6 protein-coding genes and 4 pseudogenes are annotated in these 15,781 nt (G+C 61.1%); 6 read left to right on the top strand and 4 right to left on the bottom strand.

Annotated elements, in window-relative coordinates:
- From BZ163_RS11655 to BZ163_RS11645, 3 genes and pseudogenes are all read right to left on the bottom strand, one after another.
- Positions 1-1,203, bottom strand: a complete 1,203-nt coding sequence (locus BZ163_RS11655; RefSeq protein WP_128871040.1) for an ABC transporter substrate-binding protein — start codon at positions 1,201-1,203, stop codon at positions 1-3.
- A 98-nt stretch (positions 1,204-1,301) separates the two neighbouring features.
- Positions 1,302-2,072, bottom strand: coding sequence for a FadR/GntR family transcriptional regulator (locus BZ163_RS11650; protein ID WP_128871039.1), 771 nt, complete (start codon positions 2,070-2,072; stop codon positions 1,302-1,304).
- 311 nt (positions 2,073-2,383) lie between these two features.
- A pseudogene (locus BZ163_RS11645) lies at positions 2,384-4,122 on the bottom strand (dipeptidase).
- Between the two features lie 235 nt (positions 4,123-4,357).
- On the opposite strand from BZ163_RS11645, the gene nspC reads away from it, so the two are divergent.
- From nspC to BZ163_RS11630, 3 genes are all read left to right on the top strand, one after another.
- Entirely contained in the window at positions 4,358-5,455 is a 1,098-nt protein-coding gene (nspC, locus tag BZ163_RS11640; protein WP_128871038.1) for a carboxynorspermidine decarboxylase, read from the top strand.
- A gap of 26 nt (positions 5,456-5,481) precedes the next feature.
- Positions 5,482-6,720 carry a saccharopine dehydrogenase family protein gene (locus tag BZ163_RS11635; protein WP_128871037.1) on the top strand — a complete coding sequence of 413 codons (1,239 nt, stop codon included), beginning with the start codon at positions 5,482-5,484 and terminating at the stop codon, positions 6,718-6,720.
- Between the two features lie 582 nt (positions 6,721-7,302).
- Positions 7,303-8,232, top strand: a complete 930-nt coding sequence (locus BZ163_RS11630) for a ZIP family metal transporter (protein WP_128871036.1) — start codon at positions 7,303-7,305, stop codon at positions 8,230-8,232.
- 427 nt (positions 8,233-8,659) lie between these two features.
- Here BZ163_RS11630 and BZ163_RS11625 read toward each other — a convergent pair whose 3' ends face one another.
- Complete coding sequence (locus BZ163_RS11625; protein ID WP_128871035.1) at positions 8,660-9,592, bottom strand: DMT family transporter; 933 nt, start codon at positions 9,590-9,592, stop codon at positions 8,660-8,662.
- Positions 9,593-9,691: 99 nt separating this feature from the next.
- On the opposite strand from BZ163_RS11625, the pseudogene BZ163_RS11620 reads away from it, so the two are divergent.
- The 3 pseudogenes from BZ163_RS11620 to treS all read left to right on the top strand — a co-directional run bounded on the left by BZ163_RS11620 (position 9,692) and on the right by treS (position 15,560).
- Positions 9,692-10,563: pseudogene (locus BZ163_RS11620) on the top strand (LysR family transcriptional regulator).
- A 53-nt stretch (positions 10,564-10,616) separates the two neighbouring features.
- Positions 10,617-13,319: pseudogene (mdeB, locus tag BZ163_RS11615) on the top strand (alpha-ketoglutarate dehydrogenase).
- Positions 13,320-13,492: 173 nt separating this feature from the next.
- Positions 13,493-15,560 (top strand): annotated as a pseudogene (gene treS / locus BZ163_RS11610) (maltose alpha-D-glucosyltransferase).
- Positions 15,561-15,781: the final 221 nt, after the last annotated feature.

The raw sequence follows: 15,781 nt of genomic DNA, 5'->3' as shown, positions 1-15,781 counted from the left end.
TCAGCCCAGGACGCAGCCGGTCGCGTCTGTCGGCGGGAACGAGCGGCCGGAGCTGACGACCTGCGCGAGGTCATCCTTGTCGCGCATGTCGGCGGCGGCCTTGCCCACCAGCAGGTAGTAATCCTTGATCACCTGGTGATCGCCGGCGCGGATCGATTCCTGACCGGTCGGCCCTTCGTAACTCAAACCCTGCATGGCCTTGGCCACGGTAGGGCCGTCGAAGCTGCCGGTGGCGATGATGCTCTCGAGCATGATCCGGGTGCCGATGTAATCGGCCGCCAGCGGGTAGGTGGGATTGATCCCGTATTTGGCCTGGGTGATCTTCACCAGCTCGCGGTTGAGCGGGGTATCGACCTGGTGCCAATACTGCGCGCCGAGGTAGACGCCTTCGAGTACGTCACTGCCCAGCTCCTGGAACTGGTCGAGCCCGGCGGACCACACCAGCAGCACTTTCATGCGCTCCTTGATGCCGAAGTTGACCGCTTGGCGCAGGGCGTTGGAGGACTGGCTGCCAAAGTTGAGCAGCACCAGCACGTCAGGCTGCGCGGCGATGGCGTTGGTCAGGTAGCCGGAGAATTCCTGCTCCTGCAACGAGTGATAGCTGTTACCGATGTGTTCGATGCCATGTTCGGCGCACACCTGTTTCGCGCCGGCGAGCAGCGCTTCGCCGAACACGTATTGTGGGGTGATGGTGTACCAGCGCTTGGCGTTGGGCAGCAGCTTGATCAGCGGCAGCATGGTTTCGCGAATGGCACCGTAGGTCGGCACCGACCAGCGAAAGGTCGAGGCGTTGCAGTCCTTGCCGGTGACCTCATCGGCCCCCACCGGCGTCATGAACACACCACCCACCTTGCCCACTTCCTTGGCCACCGCCAATGCTGAAGACGATAGGGTACAACCCTGGAAGAATCGCGCGCCATCCTGGGCGATCGCCTCCTGGACTTTGCGCACGGCCTTGCCGGCGTTGCCTTCAGTGTCGATTACCTTGTAGTTCAGCGGCCTGCCAAGCAAGGTCGGATGTTGCTCCACCGCCAGGCGCGAGCCCATGTCGGCGAATTTGCCGTAACTGGCGAAGGCGCCGGACATCGATTTAAGCCCATAAAAGGTAAAAGGCTCGGCGGCAAACGCATGACGCACACCCAACGGAAGGCTGAGGGCTCCGGCTACGGTCAGACTGGCTTTCAACAACGTACGACGCTGCATGGGGTAACTCCCTGGTTTAATTATTGGCAGGAGTGGCAATGACAAAACGGCGCATCACGGCCTGTGGGCAGGCCTTTTATTGGAGGTCGGAGCGGACTTCAGTGGGTGTGATCGAACTCCAGTAAAAAGTGGCGGGTGACTTCCCCTTCGAGGGCACTCATGTGGTGCTCGGCATCGCACATGTGTTCATGCATCAATTGCCGCACGCTGCTTTCGTCCTCGGCTTGCAAGGCGTTCAGCAGGCGTTTGTGGTAGTCGAGGTTGGCGGCGTCGAACTGCTTGCGTTTGGGTTTGTAGGCTTTCTTCAACACCACCAGGTCGCGCAGCAGGTCGTTGAGAAATTGCGCCATGAACGCCAGCAGGGGGTTGGGACAGGCGCGGGCCAGCAGGTTGTGGAACTCCAGTTCCGCCAGGCGCTGTTCGCGCTGGCCGGCTTCGCTGTCTTCCGGTGCGCTGCAGAAATCCACGTTGTCTTGCAGGGCTTTGAAGTCAGCCGCGCTGAGGCGGCCGATCACCGACACCGCCAGTTCGACCTCGATGACCTTGCGCAGTTGGTACACCTGCTCGCCGTCCAGGTGCTGGAAGTGCAGGTAGTTGCGCAAGGCGCGACTGGCCGGTTCGGTGCCGGCTTCATTCAGGTACGCGCCGCCGCTGGGGCCGGTGCGGGTGTTGACCAGGCCTTCGACCTCAAGGGCCTTGAGCGCTTCACGCGCCGAGCCCTTGGAGCATTGGAAACTTTCCATCAGCTCGCGCTCGGTGGGCAAACGGTCGCCAGGGCGCAGCGCGTCGGTGACGATGGAGCGCTTGACCGACTCGACTATCACATCGGAAAGCTTCTGGCGTTTGCGGCGGATCGGGCGACTGAGCATGCTGTTCTATTTATCCTATTAATGCGGATAAATAGTACTTAATAGGACGTGGCTTGGTGCGTCAATCGTCTGTGGGAGGAGGTGTCGCTTTCGGTGTGTAAGGGTCGTAATTGGATAAAAGAGGTTCTGTAGGAGCGAGCTTGCTCGCGATGGACGTCAACGATAATGCGTGTTCCCTGAATTAACGCGTCGCCCTTGAGGCCATCGCGAGCAAGCTTGCTCCTACAAAAGCACAGCGCTGCTCGGCGTCACGACGGGACCTAGCAGATCAAAGAAGTGGGACCCGCCAGAACAGCGGGTCCGAAAGGCGATCAGAGTTTCGGCAACTGCCCGATGCGTCCCAGCATCTCGGTCACGATCTGCAGGTCCAGCAGGAACTGGTCGACGGTCTTGAACTCGTTATCGGTGTGGCCGGTGTACTTGAGCTCGGGCCGGGCCAGGCCGAATTGCACGCCATTGGGCAGCTCATGGACCGAGGTGGCGCCGGCCGAAGTGCCGAAGTCATGTTTCATGCCCAGGTTTTCACTGGCCACGGCCAGCAAGGCCCTGACCCATTCACCCTCGGGGTTGCGGTACATCGGCTCGGCGATCGAGTAATCGAAGGTCGGCGCAATACCGGACTTCTTGCTCCAGGCGACCAGCTTGTCGGCTATTTCAGTCTTGAGCACTTGCGGTGACTTGCCTTTCGGCACCCGCAGGTTGACCGCGAGCTTGAAGGCTTTTTCATCCATCCCGACATAAGTCAGGGAGGCCGTCAGCGGGCCCATGAAGGCATCGGAAAAGCCCACGCCCAATTTGCCGCCCAGGTAATCCAGTCCCCAGTTGTCGGCGGCGTAGCGCGCGGCGTCGGTAATGTGGTTGTGCTTGAGCGCGACTTTGCCGTCGAGGCTGTTGATCAAGTCCAGCATCCTGCCACCGGGTTGACGCCGGATTCGGGTTCGGAGGAGTGGGCGGAATCGCCGGTGACGGTCAGCCGGACGTCCTGGCCGACAACCTTGGCGGTCACCTCGAAGTCGCCGCCATTGCGCTGCGCATAATCGGCACCGGCCTTTTGCAGGCTGGCAGCCAGTGTGGCGGGCTGGTCCGTCACGAGTGTGGCGACCGAGGTCGACGGAATCTGGTTGGTGGCCATCCCGCCCGTCATTGCAGCGATTTCGGCGCCTTTACCCTCGGCGGCACGCCGGGTAAAACTGGCCATGACGGTGCCGTAGCCTTTTTCGGCGATCACCACCGGGTAGCTGCCATCGAGTGCCAGGTTGTAGTTCGGCGTCGGGTTGCGTTCGAAGTAGTAAGGGATGGCGTCGCCGGTGGTTTCCTCGGTGGTGTCTATCAGCAGCTTGAAATTCCTCGCCAGCGGCAGTTTCTCTTCCTTGATGACCTTCATGGCGTAGAGCGCCACGACGATGCCGTTCTTGTCATCCTCGGTACCCCGGCCATACATGCGGTCGCCGACCAGGGTGACCTTGAACGGATCGAGCTTGGTGCCGTCTTTGAGCACCCAGTTTTCCGGGGTCACGGGCACCACATCGGCATGCGCGTGAATGCCCACGACTTCCTCGCCACTGCCTTCGAGGGCGATTTCGTAGACGCGGTTGTCGATGTTGCGAAAGTTCAGGTTGAAGGCCTGGGCCAGACCCTTGAGTTTGTCGGCGATCCTGATGAACTCGGGGTTCTCGTGCTGGGCCACGCCGTCCACGCGGAAGGTCGGGATGGCGACCAGTTCGCGCAGGGTTTCGTTGGCCGCGTTGCCGTATTTCACCCGGGCATAAATGCCCAGCAGGCGATGGATCTCGTTCTGCTGTTCAGGGGCAAGGGTCTTGTCGCCCAGGAAGGCACTGATGGCCGCGCCGAGGTCGTCGGTCTTGGCCAGGTCGCTGTTGGCCAGATCTCCCAGGAACTGCCTGAAATCCGTAACAGTTGCGTTATCGAAGCGCTTGAGGATGGCCGCGCTCTGTTGGGGGGTGATGTTGGCGTACGCTGGCGTGGCAAACGGCGCAAGGCTGGCGAGTAGCAGGATGGCTGCGGCGAGGGGCTTGAGTGAACAATTCATTGCTGGGCATTCCTTTGCAGGCGGGTTGGAAATGTCTGATCGAAGTAACAGAACATTTCCAAAATTAACACCATTCGTCAGTCCGAAGGGCACCAAGCGCTGCTTTTTCGATTCAATCGATCAGGTACAGGCCACCCGACAATCGGCAAACTGCGCATTCTGCTCTTTCGATATGTAATAAGTGAAGGCACAATGCGCATCCTTTTTTGGCTGGCCTTGCCGGAGGCGCCTCGAAATGATCAAAACGCCGTATTACCTCATCGATAAACAGAAGCTGCTGGCGAACATGCAGAAGATCGCCTATGTGCGCGAACAGTCCGGGGCCAAGGCCCTGCTGGCGCTCAAGTGCTTCGCCACCTGGTCGGTGTTCGACCTGATGCAGCAGTACATGGACGGCACCACGTCGTCGTCGCTTTATGAACTCAAGCTTGGTCGACAGAAGTTCGCCGGCGAGACCCACGCCTACAGCGTGGCCTGGGCCGACGACGAGATCGAGGAGATGCTCGAGAACTGCGACAAGATCATCTTCAACTCCATCGGTCAGCTGCAGCGCTACACCGAAGCTTCAGCGGGCAAGGTCCGCGGCCTGCGGGTCAACCCGCAGGTGAGCAGCTCGGATTATCTGCTGGCCGACCCGGCGCGTCCGTTCAGCCGCCTGGGCGAATGGGACCCGGAAAAGATCGAGCAGGTCATCGGCCAGATCTCCGGCTTCATGTTCCACAACAACTGCGAGAACGGCGACTTCGGCCTGTTCGACCAGATGCTGTGCACCATCGAAGAACGCTTCGGTCACCTGTTGCACAAGGTCGAGTGGGTCAGCCTCGGTGGCGGCATTCACTTCACCGGTGAAGGCTATGCGCTGGACGAGTTCTGCGCGCGCCTCAAGGCTTTCTCGCAGAAATACGGCGTGCAGGTCTACCTGGAGCCGGGCGAAGCCGCCATCACCCAGAGCGCTTCGCTGGAAGTCACGGTGCTCGACACCCTGTACAACGGCAAACACCTGGCCGTCGTGGACAGCTCCATCGAAGCGCACATGCTCGATCTGCTGATCTATCGCCTGAACGCCAAGCTGGCGCCGAGCGAGGGTGAGCACACCTACATGGTATGCGGCAAATCCTGCCTGGCCGGCGACATTTTCGGCGAGTATCAATTCGATCGGCCGCTGGCCATCGGCGATCGGCTGTCGTTCGTCGACGCAGCGGGTTACACCATGGTCAAGAAGAACTGGTTCAATGGCTTGAAAATGCCGTCCATCGTAGTGAAACAACTCGACGGTAGTATCGAGGTTGTTCGCGAATTTGGTTACAACGACTACATGTCCAGCCTTTCGTAAGCTGGCGCAGAGGAGAGTTAGATAAATTGAAGAAGAACGTACTTATCATTGGTGCAGGAGGTGTCGCCAAGGTGGTGGCCCACAAGTGCGCGCAGCACAACGATGAACTCGGTCGTATTGCTATCGCGTCGCGCAACATCTCCAAATGCCAGGCCATCATCGACAGCGTCAAGGCCAAGGGCAGCCTCAAAGTGCCCGCTGAAATCACGGCCTTTGCGCTCAATGCCATGGATGTCGAGGCAACCAAGGCGCTGATCCGCGAGACCGGCTCGCAGATCGTCATCAACGTCGGCTCCAGCTTCCTCAACATGTCGGTGCTGCGTGCCTGCATCGATACCGGCGTGGCCTACCTGGACACCGCCATTCACGAAGTACCGGGCAAAATCTGCGAGACACCGCCCTGGTATGGCAACTACGAGTGGAACCACCTCGAAGAGTGCAAAGAGAAGAACATCACCGCGATCCTCGGCGTGGGCTTCGACCCGGGTGTGGTCAACGCCTATGCGGCGCTGGCGCAACAACAGTATTTCGACCACATTGATTCGATCGACATTCTCGACGTCAATGCCGGTTCCCACGGCAAATATTTCGCCACCAATTTCGACCCGGAAATCAACTTCCGCGAATTCACCGGGCAGGTGTGGAGCTGGCAGAACAGCCAGTGGACCAGCAACACCATGTTCGAAGTCAAACGCACCGACGACCTGCCGGTGGTAGGGGCGCAGAACCTGTACCTGACCGGCCACGATGAAGTGCACTCGCTGTCGAAGAACCTCGACGTGCCCAACGTGCGATTCTGGATGAGCTTCGGCGAGCACTACATCAATGTGTTCACGGTACTGAGGAACCTCGGCCTGCTCTCCGAGCAACCGGTCACGACCGCCGAAGGCCTGCAAGTGGTACCGCTGAAAGTGGTCAAGGCCGTGCTGCCTGACCCGAGCTCGCTGGCGCCCGGCTACACCGGCAAGACCTGCATCGGCGATCTGGTCAAGGGCACCAAGGATGGCCAGCCACGCGAGGTGTTCATCTACAACGTCGCCGATCACGAAGACGCCTACGCCGAAACCGACAGCCAGGGCATTTCCTATACCGCTGGCGTGCCACCGGTGGCAGCAGCCCTGCTGGTCGCCCGCGGCGAGTGGGATGTGCAGCGTATGGCCAACGTCGAAGAGCTGCCGGCCGAGCCGTTCCTCAAGGCGCTGGACGTGATGGGCCTGCCGACCCGCATCAAGGACGAGCATGGCGATCGTCCCCTGGCGCTGTAACGCCTGACACTCCCCCCGATACAAGGTGCGCCAGGGCAGGCGCACCTTGCTGTTTTCTGCTGGCGAGCGATGCCGCCATGCGACCGGAAGCTCTGATCAACTCACGCCGGTATGAACCCCTCCGCGGTTCGAATCCGTCTTGCGCGATATAGAGAACGAAGGCTCACTCGAAGTTTGTGTTCGCAAGGCATATCGCCGACGACTGGCGGCAATTCTTCGTCTCGAACGCTGTTCAATACCGCCTGTCGCGACACAAAAATCTTTTTAAAATTTTCAATCAGGCAAGCGCTTCAGATGACTGTGGGCGGCGCATTCAGACCGTCTGTCACAGCACGCTGTTGAGGCGTGCGGAGCATTTCCGTTACCAAATGACTACCAAGTGGCTACTACCAATGACGACGGGGTGAATGACATGGCTTCGAATTTCAATAGAGGATCCGCGGACAACTCCCTGGACCTGTCCGGTTTGTTCCGCGCCACGGCGAAGGCATTCGAACGAGACGCTCAGCGCCTGTCAAGGCAGTTGCAACCGCTGACTTCAGGGGCAGACCGCAAGCGGGCGCACAGTCACTAGGGGGTTGTATGGCAGATCCAGCGTCGTCGGGTGCAAGTGCATCACGCTCATGGCTTGAACTGGCTCGCAGCAGCAGTTGGCAGGGTGCCTGTTTTTGGTTGACCCTGACCATTGTCACCTTCCTGTTGCTGTTCAGTGGCTATGGCGCGCTGACCGGGGCCGACCCGAAGATCCTGCATTTCGCGATGCTGGGCGGCACTGCCGGTTTCGCGGCGACAGCCTTCGGCGCCTTGCTGGCCCTGGTGCTTCGTGAAGTGGCGGTGCGCACCCAGGACATGATGCTCGGCTTTGCCGCCGGGATGATGCTGGCAGCCAGTTCCTTCTCGCTGATCCTGCCCGGCATCGATGCGGCGCAGTCCATCACGGGCAACCAGATGTTGGCTGCCGTTGTCGTCGTATTCGGAATGGGACTGGGTGCGGCGCTGATGGTCGGGCTGGACCGCTTTGTGCCCCATGAACACCAGCAAAGCGGAAGGCGAGGGCCCGAGGTGCAACGGATCAACCGGGTCTGGCTGTTTGTCCTGGCCATCACCCTGCACAACCTGCCCGAAGGCATGGCCATCGGCGTCAGCTTCGCCGACGGCGACATGACCGTGGGGCTGCCGTTGACCACGGCCATCGCCCTGCAGGACATCCCCGAAGGCCTTGCCATCGCACTGGCGCTGCGGGTGACCGGCATCTCGGCACTGCTCGCGGCGCTGGTGGCCGTCGGTTCCGGCCTGATGGAACCCTTGGGTGCAGTGATCGGCCTCGGGGTGTCTTCCGGGTTTGCCTTGGGGTATCCAATCGCATTGGGGCTGGCGGCGGGTGCGATGATCTTTGTGGTCTCCCATGAAGTGATTCCGGAGACGCACCGCAACGGGCATGAAACGCCTGCCACGTTGGGGTTGATGCTGGGGTTTGGGGTGATGATGTTTTTGGATACGGCGTTGGGTTAGCGGCTCGACAGCTGGAAACACAGATAACGCAATACCTGTAGGAGCCGGCTTGCTGGCGATGGGCTCAAGTGCGCCGCGTTTAACCAGATCGCACGGATTGTCGTTAACGATCATCGCCAGCAAGCCGGCTCCTACAAGGGACCGTGCCCAAGTTGGAAATGAAGTGGCGTCCAAACCGGTGAATGTATCCAAAAAAGGACTGCTGCGCAGTCCAGCGGGAGCAAGCTCCCTCGCCACAGGTTCAGTGTCATGCTGAACTGATCGGCGTTTGGTCCACCCCACCATTTTTGCATCTGGAGCGATGAACTTCGTGGTCCCCCATGAAGTGTCTCCGGATTCATTGCAACGGGCATCAAACGCCTGCAACGCTGGTTTTTGATGCTGGGGTATTGGTGATGATCTCTCTCGTCGCCAAGGCCATTGTTTATTACGAGGAGCGGACGTGCCGGCAGGCCTTATCGGCACAAGGTGTGTCGACATGGCTCATCCCCAGCAATGGCAATCCCAAAAGCGTCAATCCCACGCCCACCAATGCACTGCTGGCCAACGGATCGCCGAACTGCAGCCAGGCCCAGATCATGGTCACCGGCGGGGTCAGGAACAAGGCGCCACTGATGCGCTGAATGCTGAACCGCTGCAGGCACAGCCAGTAGAAACCGTAGCCACCCAGCGTCGCAAAGACCACCAGCCACACCACGCCCACTGCAAAGCCTGTCCTCAGCGGCGGCCTGATTTCGCCTTCAAGGCCCGCCAGCACGGCAAACACCGGGATCACCGCACAGACTTGAATGAACAGCGCAGTCAGGGCGGACATCGAGGCCCCGGGCAGTGCTTTCTGGTACAGCGTCGCCGCCGCCAGGGACAGGACTGCCAGCTGCGGCAAGCTATACACCCACAGATTCGTCGCGTCCCATTCGACGCTGGCCGCGCTGGCCACCAGCATGCCGGTCAGGCACAGCGCCAGTCCCAACCACTGCCAGCCGCGCGTGCGCTGCCCGGGCACGCTACCGGCCAACACCACGATCGTCAGTGGCAACAGATTGGCGATCAGTGAGGCCGTGCCTGGCGCTACACCCAGCTGAATGGAGGCGGCGATCGGTCCGATATAGCCGCCAATCGCGAACAGCCCCAGCAGTACTTGATGCATCAGGTCGCGGCCGCGCAAGGCGCGTAAACCCGTCCAGGCGAAGGGCAGCAATACAGCCGCTGCCAGGATGAAACGCCAGAGCGTGGCCAGGTAGACGCTGCCCTGATCGGCCACATATCGGTAGCCGATGAAGCCGGAGCTCCAGCTGACGACCATGGCCAACAACAGCAAGCTGCTGGTCAGCAGCGATAAGCGGGAGGCAGTGACGTTCATCGAATGGCACCTGACAGTGGGCTCAGTTCGATGGTATGAATGAACAGGTGATGCAATCAAACGATACGATCAGCACAACTGGTGCAGGATTTATCAATCATGGCCGAAACGATCGATATTGAACTGCTGCGCACCTTTCATGCGATCGTGCGCTTTGGGCAGTTCCTGGCGGCTTCGAGCTTTTTGAACAAAAGCCCATCGGCGGTCAGTCTGCATGTGCGGCGCCTGGAAGCCCTGGCAGGGGGGCGCTTGCTGGAGCGTGACAACCAGACGGTCAACCTGACTCCCCTGGGCCGTCGCTTCGCCCTGCAAAGCGCCGAGCTCCTGTTGCTGCACGACCGGATGCTCGCCAGCTTCAGCACGCCGGTGGCCAGTGGCCGGGTCAGGCTGGGCATCTCCGAAGAGTACGCGGGTGCGGTACTGGGCTGTACGCTGCCGCATTTGACCGCGGACTTTCCTCACATTGAGCTGGAGGTCGAAACCGGTTCCAGCGGACGCTTGAACACTCGCCTGCAGCGCGGGCAACTGGATCTGGCGTTGTTGGTGGAGCCGGTTGAGGCGACTGCAGCCGAGGCGCGCTGCATAAAGACCTTGGGCATCACCCAACCCGTCTGGGTCGCCGCCCACGACTATCTGGCTGGATCTCGCCAGGCCGGTGCCGCTGGCTTTGCACGGCAAGGGCTGTCCGTATCGAAGTGTCGCGATAGACGCGCTTAGCCGACTGGGCCGACGCTGGCGGGTGGTCATCATGAGTGCCGGGGTCACCGCCCTGGAAACCGCCATCGAAGCCGGACTGGCCGTCGGCATCGTCGACCGCGCCCAAGTGCGGCCAGGCATTGCGCGGTATTGACCACGGCGACGGGTTGCCTGAATTGCCGGTGCATGAACTGCGACTGATGCTGGCCCCGGGGACATTGAGTGAAGCGGGGGAGGTGTTGGCGGGGTTGATCGGGCACGGCTTTCAGCTCTGACGCCATGTCAGGACTATCCTGTTACTGAATCAACTTGACCCGGGGAGATGCCCATGAACCCGTCCGATCTTCACACCCGGTTACCGGGGCAGATCCCCGAAGACGCTCAAGAAATCGCTGAATGGCGCGATGCGTTGCTATCGGTCATCGCGCACGGCGGCATCGCACAGGCCAGGCAGATCCTGGACATGCTGGTGGCCGTGGCAAGCGCTTCAGACATCGGCTGGCGGCCCAGTCACGGCACGCCCTACATCAATACCATCCGCGTTGAACAACAACCGGTGTTTCCAGGGGACCTGGCCATCGAAGAGCGCCTGGCATCGATCATGCGCTGGAATGCCCTGGCCATGGTTGCCAGGGCCAATCACGCCTATGGCGAACTGGGCGGCCACATCGCCAGTTACGCGAGTGCCGCGGACTTGTTCGAAGTGGGTTTCAACCACTTCTTCAAGGCCCGAACCGAAACGTCCGGCGGTGACCTGGTGTTCTACCAGCCGCACTCGGCACCTGGCGTCTACGCCCGGGCCTTTCTCGAGGGACGGCTGGCGGAACAGGATCTGCAGCACTATCGACAGGAGATCGGCGCGCGCGCCAACGGCGCCCGGGGGTTGTCGAGCTATCCGCACCCCTGGCTGATGCCGGACTTCTGGCAGTTCCCGACCGGCTCCATGGGGATCGGGCCGATCAGCTCGATCTACCAGGCGCGTTTCATGCGGTACCTGGAGCACCGCGGCCTGCAAGACACCAGCGCAAGGACCGTCTGGGGGGTGTTCGGCGACGGTGAAATGGATGAGCCGGAAAGCATGTCGGCCCTGACGCTGGCGGCGCGTGAAGGGCTGGATAATCTGGTCTGGGTGATCAACTGCAACCTGCAGCGCCTGGACGGCCCGGTCCGGGGCAACGGGCGCATCATCGATGAGCTTGAGGCGCTGTTTGGCGGTGCCGGCTGGAATGTCATCAAACTGGTCTGGGGCTCCGACTGGGATGCACTGTTTGCCCGGGATAACGACGGCGCGCTGGTCCAGGCATTGTCCAGCACCGTCGATGGCCAGTTTCAAACATTCGCGGCAAAAGACGGACGCTTCAACCGCGATCGATTCTTCGGCCAGAACGAGGCGTTGGCGGCGTTGGCCGAGGGCCTGACCGACGAGCAGATCGACCGTCTCAAGCGCGGAGGTCACGACCTGGTCAAGATCTTTGCCGCGTATCAACGTGCACTGCGCGAGGGCAAGCAGCCCACGGTGATATTGGCGCAAACCAAGAAAGGCTTCGGTATGGGCGCTGCGGGGCAGGGCAAGATGACCGTGCACCAGCAGAAGAAACTCGATAACGAGGCAGTGCTCGCGTTCCGCAACCGTTTCAACCTGCCGTTGACCGATGAGCAGGCGATCTCGCTGAGCTTCTTCAAGCCCGAGCAAGACAGTGCGGAAATGCGCTACCTGCATGAACGCCGCCATGCATTGGGCGGGTACATGCCGTCGCGGCCTGCGACCTGCGAGTCATCATTGGCCGTGCCCGATGTACACAGCTACGCCGGGTTTGCCCTCACCGCCGAAGGCAAGGAAATGTCCACCACCATGGCCTTCGTGCGGATGCTCGGCGGTCTGCTGCGGGACAAGCCGCTGGGGCCGCGAATCGTGCCGATCGTGGCGGATGAGGCGCGGACCTTCGGCATGGCCAGCCTGTTCAAGCAGATCGGTATCTATTCCAGCGTGGGGCAGCGCTATGAACCGGAGGACATCGGTTCGATCCTCAGTTATCGCGAAGCCCTCAATGGCCAGATTCTCGAAGAGGGCATCAGCGAGGCCGGCGCCATCAGTTCGTGGGTGGCCGCCGCGACCAGCTATTCGGTGCATGGCCTGCCGATGCTGCCGTTCTACATCTACTACTCGATGTTCGGCTTCCAGCGCATTGGCGATCTGATCTGGGCGGCAGCGGATCAGCGGGCTCGCGGGTTCCTGCTTGGCGCTACCGCGGGACGCACGACGCTGGGGGGCGAAGGCCTGCAGCATCAGGACGGCAACAGCCATTTGATGGCGTCGATGGTGCCCAACTGTCGTGCCTACGACCCCGCGTTCGCCGGCGAGTTTGCGGTGATCCTGGATCATGGCATGCGCCAGATGCTGGAGCGCCAGGTCGACGAGTTTTATTACGTCACCTTGATGAACGAAAGCTACCCGCATCCCACCCTGCCTGAAGGCGTCGAACAGGCGATTATCAAGGGCATGTACCTGTTTGCTCGGCATCAAGGCGAGGGCGCGCGCGGCGCAGTCCGGCTGTTGGGCTCCGGCGCATCCTGCGCGAAGTGACTGGCCGCCGCCGAGTTGCTCGCCAGCGATTGGGAGGTCGACAGCCAGGTCTGGAGCGTTACCAGCTTTTCCGAGCTGGCACGGGATGCCCGTGAAGTGGAGCGCTGGAATCGCCTTCACCCCGGACAGCCCGCGCGCCAAAGCCATGTCCAGGCCTCGCTCGACGACGCGGCGCCGATCATTGCCTGCACCGATTACGTTGGCGAAGTGCCTCAGCTGATCGCAAGCTACCTCAAGGCCCCTTACACCGTGCTCGGCACCGATGGTTTTGGTCGCAGCGATACCCGTAGCCAGCTGCGCAGGTTTTTTGAAGTGGACCGTTATCAGCTCGTCTTGAGTGCGCTGACTGCACTGGTACACGAGGGCCGCTTCGACGTCGGCGTCTGTGCCGAGGCCATTGCGCGCTATGCCATTGACGTGGATGCACCGGCGCCTTGGGACGCTTGAAGCCGGGCTTCTGGCCCGGCCGACCCGCTTCGCCAGGCATGACAGCGCGCCTATCACACCGCCGTGATGCAACGAATGCCCACGTCCAGGGCCTCATATAAAGACGAGCGGAGCCATTGATACCGATGCAATGGCCGATTGCGGTTTCACCCCGACAATAGGTAATTGTTTATATGACGGCTGCTGAAAAGAACCAAGTGACCTGGTTGGTCGAGCAATCCATGCTGTATGCCGCAAGGCAGCGAGCCAGGCTTTACTCCGGGCAAGGTCGATTGTGGCAACAGCCCTATGCCCATACGCGCCCCCGTGATGCTTCGGCCCTGGCGTCCGTCTGGTTCACCGCGTACCCGGCATCCATCATCACCCGGGAAGAGGGCACCGTGCTGGAAGCGCTGGGTGATGAAGCCCTGTGGCACGCGCTGTCGAAAATCGGTATCCAGGGGATTCACAATGGCCCGCTGAAACGCTCTGGCGGCCTGAAGGGAACTGAATTCACCCCGACGATCGACGGCAATTTCGACCGGATCAGCTTCGACATCGACCCGCAACTGGGCACCGACGCGCAACTTCACGCGCTGACCCGCATGGCCGCCGCGCACAACGCGGTCATCATCGATGACGTCATCCCCTCGCACACGGGCAAAGGCGCGGACTTTCGCCTGGCCGAGATGGCGTATGAGGACTATCCGGGGCTCTACCACATGGTGGAAATCCGCGAAGAGGACTGGCCGCTGCTGCCGGAGATTGCCGAGGGGCGCGATGCGCAGAACCTCAGTCCGCCGCAGGTCGACATGCTGCGGGACAAACATTACATCGTCGGCCAGTTGCAGCGGGTGATCTTCTTCGAACCCGGGGTCAAGGAAACCGACTGGAGCGCGACATCGGTGGTGATCGGGGTCGACGGCAAGCCGCGTCGCTGGGTCTACCTGCATTACTTCAAGGAGGGGCAACCGTCGTTGAACTGGCTGGACCCGACCTTCGCCGCGCAACAGATGATCATCGGCGACGCGCTGCATGCAATCGATGTCATGGGCGCGAAGATCCTGCGCCTGGACGCCAACGGTTTCCTCGGCGTCGAACGCAAGCTGGATGGCACCGCCTGGTCCGAAAGCCACCCCTTGTCGATCACTGGCAACCAGTTGCTGGGCGGCGCGATTCGCAAGGCTGGCGGCTTCAGTTTTCAGGAGTTGAACCTGACGGTCGACGACATCGCTTCCATGTCCCACGGTGGGGCCGACCTGTCGTATGACTTCATCACCCGGCCGGCCTACCAGCATGCGTTGCTGATGGGCGACACCGAATTTTTGCGTTTGATGCTGCGTCAGATGCACAACCTCGGCATCGACCCGGGCTCGTTGATCCATGCCCTGCAGAACCATGACGAACTGACCCTGGAGCTGGTGCATTTCTGGACCCTGCACGCCCACGACACCTTCCTCTATCAGGGCCAGACCTTTCCCGGCAACATTTTGCGCGAGCACATCCGCGAGCAGATGTACGAACGCCTGGCCGGTGAGCATGCGCCCTATAACCTCAAGTTCGTCACCAATGGCGTGTCCTGCACCACCGCCAGCATCATCACCGCGGCGCTCGGCATTCGCGACCTCGATGCGATTACCCCGGCGGATATCCAGCAGATCCGCCAGGTTCATTTGCTGCTGGTGATGTACAACGCCATGCAACCCGGGGTGTTCGCACTGTCGGGCTGGGACCTGGTGGGTGCACTGCCGTTGCCGGCGGAGCAGGTCGCGGACTTGATGCTCGACGGCGATACCCGCTGGATTCATCGCGGTGCCTACGACCTGGTCGATCTCAATCCCGATGCACCGCTGTCGGCGGGGCAGATGCCGCGGGCGAAAACCTTGTATGGCAGCCTGCTCAGTCAATTGGACGACCCGGATTCGTTCGCCTCGCAGCTGCAGAAGATTCTCTCGGCGCGCCGCGCCTACGATATAGCCGCCAGCCGCCAGATCCTGGTGCCGGATGTCGAGCGATCCGGGGCTGTTGATCATGGTCCATGAGTTGCCGGCCGGCAAAGGCACGCAAATCACCGCGCTGAACTTCGGCTCGACACCGATCACCGAAACCCTGCACCTGCCCAATATTGCGCCCGGGCCGGTGGTCGACATCATCAATGAGCGGGTCGAGGGCGATCTCACCGCTGAGGGCGAGTTCACCATCACCCTGGATGCCTATGAAGGACTGGCGCTGCGGGTGGTCAGTAGTTCGCCGATGATCTAGGGCTGCATGGCCCGGATAAAAAACGCCACTCGTTTTCGGAGTGGCGTTTTTTATTGTGCGATGTCAGCGCTCGGACCGAAGTCAAAATGTAGGAGCTGGCTTGCCAGCGAAGAGGCCGGGACATCCAGCCATCGATGTCGCCCGATGCCGCCGCCTTCGCTGGCCAAGCCAGCTCCTACAGGGGATCGGGGTCGTACACAAATACCGCGCCCTGGCGCAGA

This window comes from Pseudomonas sp. VI4.1, from assembly GCF_002029345.1.
Lineage (GTDB): Bacteria > Pseudomonadota > Gammaproteobacteria > Pseudomonadales > Pseudomonadaceae > Aquipseudomonas.
Note: the sequence above shows the minus strand (reverse complement) of the source record. Positions and strands in the feature narration are given on the sequence as shown.